We start from the raw sequence: 10,363 nt of genomic DNA, 5'->3' as shown, positions 1-10,363 counted from the left end.
GGCGACGCGCCTGCGCCGCCTCGCCGCCATGGCCGAGGCCGCGGGCGGCGGGCTGCTGGCCAGCACCGAGCCGCGCTTCCACACGCCCGGCCGCCGCCGCCTGGCCGATGTGATGACCGCGATCCGCCTGGGCCGCCGGGTCGAGGATCTGGGCTTCCAGGCCGAGCCCAATGCCGAGCGGCGGCTCAAGCCGCTGGCGGCGATGCGCGCCCTCTACCGGGACCATCCGGCGGCCCTCGACTGGAGCCTGCGGATACTGCGCGCCAGCGCGGGCTTCTCGCTCGGCCAGCTGCGCTACGAATATCCGCACGAGATCCTGGAGGACGGCTGCAGCGCGCAGGAGACGCTGGAGGGACGCGTGCGGCAGGCCGTGGCCGCGCGGTGGGACGCCCCGGCACCCGGCCTGCTGCGCCGGCTCGAGGAGGAGCTGCGGCTGATCGGCGCCTTCGGCTACGCGCCCTATTTCCTGACGGTGCACGAGATCGTCCGCTTCGCCGAGGCGGAGGGCATCCTCTGCCAGGGCCGCGGCAGCGCGGCCAATTCCGCGGTCTGCTACGTGCTCGGCATCACCGCCATCGATCCCGAGCAGAACGACCTGCTCTTCGCGCGCTTCCTCTCCGCCGCGCGCGACGAGCCGCCCGACATCGACGTCGACTTCGAGCACGAGCGGCGCGAGGAGGTCATCCAGCACATCTACCGCCGCTACGGCCGTGACCGCGCCGCCATCTGCGCGACCGTCATCCGCTACCGCCCCCGCAGCGCCCTCCGCGAGGTCGGCAAGGCGATGGGCCTCAGCGAGGACGTCACCGCGCGCCTGGCCGGCGCCGCCTGGGGGCCGGGGCGGGAAGAGACGCTGCCGGCGCTCGCCGCCGGCGAGGGGCTCGATCCGGAGGAGCCGCGCCTGGCCCTGGCGCTCCGCCTCGCCGAGGAGCTGCAGGATTTCCCGCGCCATCTCGCCACCCATGTCGGCGGTTTCGTCATCACCGAGGGGCCGCTGGTCGAGCTGGCCGTGGTGACCCGGGCGGCGATGGAGGACCGCACCGTCCTCGAATGGGACAAGGAGGATATCGACGCCCTCGGCATCCTGAAGGTCGATGTGCTCGGCCTTGGCATGCTCTCCTGCCTGCGCCGCGCCTTCGACCTGCTCGCCGCGCACAAGCAGCTTCCCGCCGCGCTGCGCAGCCTGCCGCGCGAGTGCCCGGACACCTTCGCCATGCTGCAGCGGGCGGATTCCGTCGGCGTCTTCCAGGTGGAGAGCCGGGCGCAGATGAACATGCTGCCGCGCCTGAGGCCGCGCTGCTTCTACGACCTGGTCGTGCAGGTCGCCATCGTCCGGCCGGGGCCGATCCAGGGCGGCATGGTGCATCCCTACCTCCAGCGCCGCGCCCGGGCGGAGCCGGTCGTCTTCCCCTCCCCCGCCCCGCCGCACCCGCCGGACGAGCTGGTGCCGGTGCTGGGCCGCACCCTCGGCGTGCCGCTGTTCCAGGAACAGGCGATGCGGCTGGCCATCGTCGCCGCCGGCTTCAGCGAGGCCGAGGCCGACCGGCTGCGGCGCGACATGGGCCGCTTCCGGCAGTCCGGAAAGATGGACGAGTACCGGCAGAAGCTGGTCGGCGGCATGACGGCGCGAGGCTATGAACGGGACTTCGCCGAGCGCGTCTTCGAGCAGATCAGGGGCTTCGGCGACTACGGCTTCCCGGAGAGCCATGCCGCGAGCTTCGCGCATCTCGTCTGGGCCTCGGCCTGGATCAAGTGCCACCATCCGGAGGTCTTCGCCTGCGCCCTGCTGAACAGCCAGCCGCTCGGCTTCTACGCCCCGGCGCAGATCGTCCGCGACGCCGTGGCCCATGGCGTGACGGTGCGGCCGGTCGCGGTGAACGTCAGCGCCTGGGACTGCACGCTGGAGGCGGCGGCGGCAGGATCCGGCGGCCTCGCCCTGCGCCTTGGCCTGCGCATGGTGCGGGGCCTGGCGGCGGCGGAGGGGCAGGCCCTGGTGCAGGCGCGCCAGGCCGGCAACGGCGCGCCCTTCACGGGGCCGGAGGAAGCCCTGCGCCGCGCCGGCCTGTCGCGCGCCGCCCTGGAGGCCCTCGCGGCGGCGGACGCCTTCCGGGATTGCGGGATGGACCGCCGGCGGGCCGCCTGGGCCGTCCATGGAACCGAGCGCGCCCCGCCGCCCCTCTTCGCCACCCAGGACAGCCTGCCGCTGCTGCCGGAGCCGCAGCCCCGCCTTCCCGCCCTCGGCGAGGGCGCGGCCCTGGTCGCCGACTACCGTGCGACCGGCCTGACCCTCGGCCGGCATCCCCTGGCGCTGCTGCGCCCGACCCTCGACGCGCTCGGCTGCGACGACAGCCGGCGCCTGGCGGCGGCGGCGAGCGGCGCGCGCCTTCGCCTGGCCGGCCTGGTGCTGATGCGTCAGCGCCCCGGCACCTCCAAGGGCGTGGTCTTCCTCACCACCGAGGACGAGCATGGCAGCGCCAACATCGTGGTCTATGCCAGCCTGGCGCGGCGCGACCGCCGTGCCCTGATCGGCGCCCGCCTGCTGATCGTGGAAGGCCATGTCGAGCGCGGCCAGGGCGACCACGCCGTGCCCATCCTGCATCTGATCGCCAGCCGCCTGATCGATCGGACGGCGCTGCTGGACGGGCTGGAGGCGGAGACCTCCGCCTCCCGCTCGCCCCGCCTGCAGCCCAGCCGCGACTTCCGCTGAGGCGGCCTGTGAACCTTGCCAGCCAGGACCGCCCGTGCCGCCTTCCCGCCGCCCTCCAGGCCGGCTGGCGGGCCGCAGGCGGGACTCGGCATCCCGCGAATCGCCCCTCGTGCTGTGAACCTTGCCAGCCGATGCGAACCTTGCCAGCCTGGGCGAAGCCGTCCCTGTGAACCTTGCCAGCCACCCGCGCCGCGTCCGCTGTGATCCCTGCCAGCCCGGCCGATCCGGCATTAAGCCTCCAGAATCAAATGCCTGGCGGGTTATCCACACGAACCCTGCCAGCCCTTCTTCAATAACAATCCTCCTGAATCCCGAAGGATTGCCCTGGGCTGGCAAGGATCACAGGCCTGGGAGGGAACGGCTGGCAAGGTTCGCATCGACGGCGGCCGGGAAGCCGTTGCAGTTTTCGCCCCATGGTCGAGCCGAAGACGATTCCCCCTGACCACCCCATTGGCCGCCCCGCTGAACGAGGCACGGCTCGCAGGAACCAGGGCGACCTGTTCCAGACCGGCACGGACGTGCATCGGGTGGTCGCAACCAAAGGTGTCAAGGGTGCGGTCGAGGCCGCCCAACTCGCCATTCTGGAGCCCAGGCCGAACAGCCTGTCCAAGGCCCTGGCCGGCCGGATGGGGCGCCAGATCGCCGACAACGCCTCCTCGGCCATCGTGCGCGAATTCGAGGGCACCAGCGAGATCGGCTACAGCTATTCCGCCTGGTGCCTGGCCGGCCTGCCGCACCGGGACCAGCCCAAGGACCAGAACTGGTTGATCGAGACCGACTTCGCCCGGCTGCTGGTCCGGCCGGGCGTGCGGCTGCGGGACGACAACAGCCAGGAGTATATCGGCACGCCCTTCGGCAGCTATGCCCGGCTGCTGCTGATCGACTGGCAGACCGAGGCGCTGGAGCGCGGCAGCCGCGAGATCCACATGGGCCGCTCCGCCAGCGCGGTCGTCACCCGGCTCGGCATCAACCGCGGCGGGCCGAGCAACGGCAAGGTGGCCGACCAGCTGGAGCGGCTGGCCACCTGCACGGTCGACTTCAGCTTCGGCAACGACAAGAAAGGCGTCATCGTCAACCAGCGGCTGGTCGATGCCTTCAGCTATGTCGGCGAGCCCGACCCGCGCTCCAAGAAGACGGCGCGGCTGGTCGAACGGGTGATGCTGTCGCAGGCCTTCTTCGACGAGCTGCGGCGCCATCCGGTGCTGGTGGACCGCGCGGCGCTGCGGGACATGACCACCTCCCCTCTTGCCATCGACATCTACCTCTGGCTCGCCTACCGGCTGCACTCCCTGCAGAAGGAGACGCCGATCGGCTGGGAAAGGCTCTGGCGGCAGTTCGGCTCCAAGGTCGGCGCGCTGAAGAACTTCAAGACCCAGTTCGAGGGGCCGCTTCACCTGGCGCTGTCCTCCTACAAGAACGCCAAGGTCCGCGTCACCGACCGCGGACTGCTGCTGGAGCCCTCCCCGCCTCCCATCCGCCCCTAGCCGGCTTGCAAGGTTCACACCCCGGCAGCGTCCGGGGTCACGACTTCGGGGAAGGCTCCCGCGCCATCAGCTCCGGCAGCTGGTCGATCAACGACTGAACCGTCTCGTCCGGCAGCGCCGTCGCGAAGCGGAACACCCATTGGCCGCCATTGCGGGTCAAGGTTCCCAGCCTCTGACCCTTATGGACGATATGCCGCCGCTCCGGCAGGGCGGCCCGGCCGGAGGCGGCGGGACCGCGCCCCTCGGCGGCCCGCATCAGGAGGGCGATCTGCTCCTCGCCATCGATCAGGCCGCGGTCACCGCCCGCATCCTGCATCTGGGCATCGAGCGCGGAGAGAATGCGGGGCAGCACCGCCTCATCGGCCTCCACGGCCTCCATCACCCGCCGCGCCCGCAGCATGGCCAGGCGTCGTGGCTCCTTGAGCCGGCGGATGATCTCCTCGGGGAAGCGCGACAGCCGCAGATAGAGGCTGAGGGTTGAGGGATCGAGACCGAACTGCGCGGCGATCTCGCGCGATTGGAGATCGAGGCGCGCCCGCACCTGTGCGAACCAACGCGCCCGCTCCAGGGCGGAGATATCCTCCCGCCGCTCGTTCTCCGAGAATTGGACCCGCAGCATGGCCGCGTCATCCAGCGGGCGGACGCGGGACAGGACCTGGAGGCCCAGCTGACGGCAGGCCTCGAGGCGCCGCCGCCCGGCCGCGATCTCGAACCCCCCCTCCCCCGCCACCCGGACCGTGATGGCATCGTTCTGCCCGTTGGCCCGGATATCGGCCAGCAAGGCCTCGAATTCCGGCCCCTCGAAGGCGCCCGGCAGGCGGTCATGCGGCAAGGGGTCGCGGATCAGGCCAGGGTCCAGGAAGAGAAACTCCTCCTCCGAGGCCCCCGCCCGCTCGGCCAGCCCGCGGGTCCGGGCCAGTTGCTCCTCCAGGGCGGCATTGGTGGTGCTGGCGCGGGCCAGCTCGGCCTCCAGCCGGCCGATGCGCTCGCGCAGGCCTTCCGCCATGGCGCCCAGGGCCGCCGCGGGGCGGTGCGTCGCCCCAGGCGAGCCGAGGGCCGCGGGCTCACCGGCCACCGTTGCGGTCCGGTCGCGCAAGGCCTGGGCCAGGTTCTGGAAGCGGGATGCGGGAGGCTTCATGCCTGTTGCTCCTTGCGACCCGGCCGCCCCTCGCCGCTCGCCCGCCCCCAGTGGCGCAGGATGGCGGCCTCGACGGCGCGGTTGACGGCGTTGGCGCTGGCGATGGCCCGGTTGTAGGCGGCCCGGTCGGTGCTGGGCTCGTACTCGTAGAGGGTTTCCTTGCCGAAGCCCGCCGTGCCGACGATCCGGGAATGCAGGAAAGCCTCCCGCAGGACAAGAGACCCGAAGCGCTCGCGGATCAGCTGCGCCAGGGCATCCTGACTGCGGTCGGTGGGATCGAAGGCGGTGAGCAGGATATGGCTGAAGGCGAAGTCCAGGCCGTGGCCGAAGGCGGCCTGGAACTCGGCGGTGTAATCGGACAGATGGGCGAAGAACTCGCCGGTCGAGGCCAGGTCGGTCATGGTGGCGCGGCTGGGCACGATGATGCCTGTGGCGGCGTGCAGGGCCGTGGACATCAGCATGTTGACGTCCGGGCGGGTGTCGACCACCGCGATGTCGTAGCGGTCCTGAACCGTGCTCAGGAAAGCCTTCAACTCGTCGAAGTAAAGGATTTCCTCCTCAACCCCCTGCCCGGCACGGCGCGCGAGAATCTCCTCACCTTCTCCTAAAGCTGGGCTGGCGGGGACGAGATCGATGGCCGGCCAGTAGGTCGGGCGACAGAGCCTCGCGGCCGAACCGGCCGCGCTGCCGGCGGGACGGTTCAGCCAGGCTGTGAAGCAACCTTCGGCTCCGACGTCGAGGCCAGGCTGGAAGCCGAACTGCGCCGAGGCACTGCCCTGGCTGTCGAGATCGACCATCAGCACCCTATAGCCCGCGAGCGCCATATATTGGGCGAAGTGAACGCTGCTGGTCGTCTTCGCGGAACCGCCCTTGAAGTTGGTGAAGACGACAGTGGCCAGGGCTTCGCCGGAAGCCGGGTCGCGACGCGTGGAGATGAGCTTCCCTTGAGCCTCAAGCTGGCGCCGAGCCTGTTGCAGCTCACCGAAGGTGAGACGGGCGCGCGGTGCGATCCCCCGGACTTCCTGGCGCGGAAGGGCCTGACGCAACAGGCGCGGCGCCACTCCCCACAGACTGGCGATTTCCGCGACCGAGAAATCCCGCAGTCGTTTGCGCCGCTCCGGCGCGTTCTCGATCTCGATGGCGCTGCGCTGCGCCTCGCGCAGCACCTGGGCGACATGCCGGAAGGCTTCGGACTGACTCATGCGATCGCGGCTTCCCGAATGGTTGCTCTCCGCATAAGCAGTCGGCTTCAGAATGGGAAGCCCCTCCCGCACTTGGATGCATCCAATCGACGCCCTCCATGGACACCACACCCAGGGTTGGATGCATCCAAGTGCGGGAGGGCAAGCAGAGGAAGAGGCCTTTTCGTGAGCCAATCCGATGAACTTGCGAAGGTCAAGGAGCGTATCCGCCTGCTGACGGAGAGGACGGTCTCCAACGGCTGCACGGAGGCCGAGGCCCTGCAAGCCGCGGAGATGGTGGGCCGCCTGCTCGACCGCTACGCGCTGAGCATGAGCGAGATCGAGGTCCGGCAGTCGGTCTGCGTCCAACGCAGCGTCCCTCTGATGGGACAGCAGCGACGGCCCATCGATGCCTGCGTACCGGCCGTGGCGCGCTTCTGCGACTGCAAGGTCTGGCTGGCGCGGGAGGGTGAACATGCGGAGTATGTATTCTTTGGTTTCGAGGAAGATGTCAGCCTGGCCATCTATCTGCTCGCCGTCGTCGAGAGAGGCATGCGGCATGAGCTCGAAGCCTTCCGCGCCCTCCGTCCGCAGCTTCGCGGCCCGGATCTGCGCGTGGCGTCCCGGCGCCACCAGCAGGGCATGGCCGTCCGCGTCGGCGAGCGCCTGGAGGCCATGCACCGCGAGCGTGGCCGGCAGCGGCACAGGGAGGCGCCGGCGGGCGCCGCGCTCATGGTGGTCAAGCAGGCGACGGTGGAAGAGGCCTTCCGTGAAACCCGCATCCGCCTGACCCGAACCCGGCCCAGCGCCGTCCGGCTGGATGCCGCCTATCGGCAGGGCTACGACGCCGGAGGCCGGATCAATCTCAACCGGCCGCTGCGGGGCCAGGGGAGGGAGCGGCTGCCGTGATGGCGCGCGATGTCCAGCGCGGGCGGGTCTATGCGTGGGAGGACGCCATCATGGCGGAGCTTGCGCCGGGGACGCTTCGCTTCGAGGCGGCGCAGCCCATGGTCGATGCGCTCTGGGCCGAGCAGGGGCTGCGTCACCCGCCTCGTGTCGAGCGCCTGCCGGTCCAGGCGCGCCGGCGGCAGGCGGATGCCGATCGTCTCCGCATCCGCCTGCCGCCGGAATTCCCGGCCTGGCTTCTGCTGCACGAACTGGCCCATGCCCTGAGCACCACCTTCGATGGCCGTTCGGATGGGCACGGTCCCCGTTTCATGGGGCTCTACCTGGGCCTGCTGATCCGCTATCTGCGCCTGCCGGAGGACCGGCTACTGGCCAGCCTGTCCGCGCGCGGCATCCGCGTGGCGCGCGACGCGCGGCCGGCCTTCCTGGATCCCTGAAGGTCGGCCGGGCAAGTCGTGCTCAGATGGGGCAGACCCCGCTGGCGCATTGCAGGTGCGCCCAGTCCACGGCCTCCCGCACGGCGCTGTCGTCGATGCCTTCGACCAGGGCAGCGAAACGCCCGGCCGACACCTCTTCCTCCGGCAGATACTCGTAGCCCAGCTCGGAGTCCGGCCGGCTCGGCAGGACGGAGCAGCAGCGGATGCGTGGCTGCTCCCGCAGCACGATGGCGCGGAACGCCTTGAGATCATGCCGGTCGGTGTAGATCTTCAGCGTGTAGCTGACCTGGTTGCCCCGCTCCGCGCCGATCCAGTGCCGCTCCAGCAGCCGCAGCCAGCGATACTGCTCGTCCGGCGTGGCCTCTGGCGCCGTCACCAGGCCGCTTTCCATGCCGAGCCGCTGCGCCAGCGGCACCGTGGGAAAGCCGACGATGGTCATGCCCGGGAAGCTGCGCAGCTCGCGCAGGGAATAGCCGCGCGCCGCGTAATCCGCCAGCAGGGGGTCGGAGCCCGGCCGCCACGCGCCGGTCTCGTCCCGCGTGCCCTTGAACTGCACCCAGCGCAGATACTGGCGCCGCGCCGGCAGATGGGCGCCCTCGGTCAGGCCGAAGAGCTTGCTGGTGGTGCCGGCCGGCTTCACCGTCGTCACCGTCACGGGGCGCGCCATGCCGAGCTCGTCGGCGTAGTCGTCCGCCTCCTGCTTGGCGCTTTCGGAAAGACGGTCGAGCATGGACCAGAAGGGGGCGGCGCGGGCCTCGTCCAGCAGGTCGGCGAAGCCGAGGCCGAAGCGCATCCAGGCCCATTCATGGAGGCCCGTCGGGCCGATGCCGATCCGGTTCGTCCGGGCCACTTCCTCGCCGTAGAGGGCGTCCATCCGATTGGCGCGGATGAGGAAGCGGACGCCGAGACGCACCGCGTCCTCGACCCGCGCGTCCCAGTGCGCGGCGATCTCATCGGGCACCGCGCCGGGGGTGATGCTGGCCAGGTCCAACGGGCAGGCCAGCAGGGGCGCGAAATCGGCGATGACGCAGTAGCCGCCGGTGACATGCAGCGTGATCTCGCCGCAGGGATTGGTGGTGACGGGAAACCGCGCCGTCGCCGCGCGGCGGGCCACCTCGGCCAGCAGGCCGGCGGCGGCGTCCACCTGATAGCGGGCGCTGTGGAAGTCGCGGCCATCCTCATGCACCGGCTTGTTCCAGGCGCTGCCGGTCCGGTGGTCCTCCAGCAGGTCGCCGTTGATGAAGCCGGGCTCGCCATTGATATAGGCGCAGGCGGTGACCTCCTCGAAGACCATTCGGGCCTGGCGGGTGAGGGCGTCCGCCGGATCCCCGCCGCGCAGGCGCTGCCAGAAATCCCGGTCCACCATGACCGAGTGGTTGGCGGTCCAGAGCCCACCCTCGGACTTGGCGCGGATGAAGCGGCGGATGCCGGGATCGCGCCAGGACTTGGTGGCCATGCGGGCCGCGCGTCGGGCTCCGCCGACCTGCACCTCCACCGAGAGATGATGATCGACCAGCAGGGCCTGCTCCCAGGGCTGCAGGACCTCCGAGGCCGGGTCGCGCGTCCGGGCGGGTTCGATGACGTGGCGGCGGATATGGATCAGGCCGCGCAGCAGGGAGATCGGGCCCGAGGAGGGGCGGCCCTGCATGCCGCGGATCGGGCTGCCGGCAGGCCGGATGGCGGACAGGTCGAGCACCAGCACCCGGTCGCGCTCCTGGCGGAACGCCATGGCCTCGAGGATCTCGATGGCCTTCGCCCAGCCTTCCCGGCTGTCTTCCACGCGGTGCAGCACGGCATTCGCGGGCAGGGGGGCGAGGCCGGGGATCATCTCGCGGGCCAGGAAGTCCAGCACCTGCGCCTCGGCCGCGGCGTCGAACTCCGCCTCGCCCGTGCCCCAGGGCAGCAGGCCCATCTCCAGGCCGAAGCGCAGCCGCGCAGCGCGATCGGCGGGATAGTCGGCATGGTCGGCGGCGAGATGCAGGCGCAGCTCGGGCGCCTTGGCCCAGTCGATGGCGATCAGCGCATCGTCATAGGCGCGCCCCACGCCGGAGCCGTTCAGCAGCAGGTAGAACTCCGCGAAGGCGGTGATGGCCGTGGCGCAGTTGGTGAAGACCTCCATATTGCGCCCGGCCTGTCCGGCATCGCCATGCTGCAGGTGGCGCCCCGAGGTCAGCAGCGCGCCGGTCGCGATGGCGTTGCGCAGCCTCGCCTGCTCGCCCGCCCTGTCGCCGCCCGGCAGCAGGCTCATATTCCCCGCCGCGACACGATCCGCCACCCGGCCGAAATCCTCCCCATCCTCGGGGCGGAAGACCGTGCGCCGCCCGACGGCGAGCCCCATGCCGCTGTCCAGCCGGCGGGCCGCCAGCGGTTTCTCGCCAAAGCTCCGACCCGGGATCGTGGCGGGGCCACGCCCCGGCAGGGCAAGGGCGTGAAGCGGCTGGCTGTAACCATCCATATCGACTGGCTCCGGTCTGCAAGGCCCTGGGAAGTTGCGAATCGATCGCAGGCCT

7 protein-coding genes are annotated in these 10,363 nt (G+C 70.9%); 4 read left to right on the top strand and 3 right to left on the bottom strand.

Translation table 11 applies throughout. The features are described from left to right. Together ACVMLK_RS04190 and ACVMLK_RS04185 are read left to right on the top strand one after the other, a co-directional pair. Positions 1 to 2,707, top strand: a 2,707-nt coding sequence (locus ACVMLK_RS04190; RefSeq protein ID WP_457485719.1) for an error-prone DNA polymerase, incomplete at its 5' end; no start/stop codon positions are given. 527 nt (positions 2,708 to 3,234) lie between these two features. Then, on the top strand, positions 3,235 to 4,191 hold the full coding sequence (locus ACVMLK_RS04185; RefSeq protein WP_457485718.1) for a replication protein RepA: 957 nt from the start codon (positions 3,235 to 3,237) through the stop codon (positions 4,189 to 4,191). Positions 4,192 to 4,228: 37 nt separating this feature from the next. On the opposite strand, the gene ACVMLK_RS04180 is transcribed toward ACVMLK_RS04185, so the two are convergent. Both ACVMLK_RS04180 and ACVMLK_RS04175 read right to left on the bottom strand, forming a co-directional pair. After that, entirely contained in the window at positions 4,229 to 5,329 is a 1,101-nt protein-coding gene (locus tag ACVMLK_RS04180) for a ParB/RepB/Spo0J family partition protein (protein WP_457485717.1), read from the bottom strand. Next, positions 5,326 to 6,531, bottom strand: coding sequence for an AAA family ATPase (locus ACVMLK_RS04175; protein WP_457485716.1), 1,206 nt, complete (start codon positions 6,529 to 6,531; stop codon positions 5,326 to 5,328). Before ACVMLK_RS04175 ends, ACVMLK_RS04180 begins: the two co-directional genes overlap by 4 nt. A gap of 165 nt (positions 6,532 to 6,696) precedes the next feature. Here ACVMLK_RS04175 and ACVMLK_RS04170 point away from each other — a divergent pair, with 165 nt between their 5' ends. Next, positions 6,697 to 7,419: a DUF2786 domain-containing protein gene (locus ACVMLK_RS04170; RefSeq protein ID WP_457485715.1), complete on the top strand. Its 723-nt coding sequence runs from the start codon at positions 6,697 to 6,699 to the stop codon at positions 7,417 to 7,419. Beyond that, a complete protein-coding gene (locus tag ACVMLK_RS04165; RefSeq protein ID WP_457485714.1) occupies positions 7,419 to 7,853 on the top strand; it encodes a hypothetical protein in 435 nt (144 codons plus the stop codon). The genes ACVMLK_RS04170 and ACVMLK_RS04165 overlap by 1 nt, the downstream gene beginning before the upstream one ends. A gap of 22 nt (positions 7,854 to 7,875) precedes the next feature. Here ACVMLK_RS04165 and ACVMLK_RS04160 read toward each other — a convergent pair whose 3' ends face one another. Then, positions 7,876 to 10,308: a recombinase gene (locus ACVMLK_RS04160; RefSeq protein ID WP_457485713.1), complete on the bottom strand. Its 2,433-nt coding sequence runs from the start codon at positions 10,306 to 10,308 to the stop codon at positions 7,876 to 7,878. Between the last annotated feature and the right edge of the window lie 55 nt (positions 10,309 to 10,363).

It is taken from the genome of Teichococcus aerofrigidensis, assembly GCF_054073225.1.
Note: the sequence above shows the minus strand (reverse complement) of the source record. Positions and strands in the feature narration are given on the sequence as shown.

Bases quoted from the DNA above. Each gene is read 5' to 3' on its own strand.
- ACVMLK_RS04165 (WP_457485714.1), top strand. From the start codon at position 7,419: ATGGCGCGCGATGTCCAGCGCGGGCGGGTCTATGCGTGGGAGGACGCC.
- ACVMLK_RS04175 (WP_457485716.1), bottom strand. From the start codon at position 6,531: ATGAGTCAGTCCGAAGCCTTCCGGCATGTCGCCCAGGTGCTGCGCGAG.
- ACVMLK_RS04180 (WP_457485717.1), bottom strand. From the start codon at position 5,329: ATGAAGCCTCCCGCATCCCGCTTCCAGAACCTGGCCCAGGCCTTGCGC.
- ACVMLK_RS04160 (WP_457485713.1), bottom strand. From the start codon at position 10,308: ATGGATGGTTACAGCCAGCCGCTTCACGCCCTTGCCCTGCCGGGGCGT.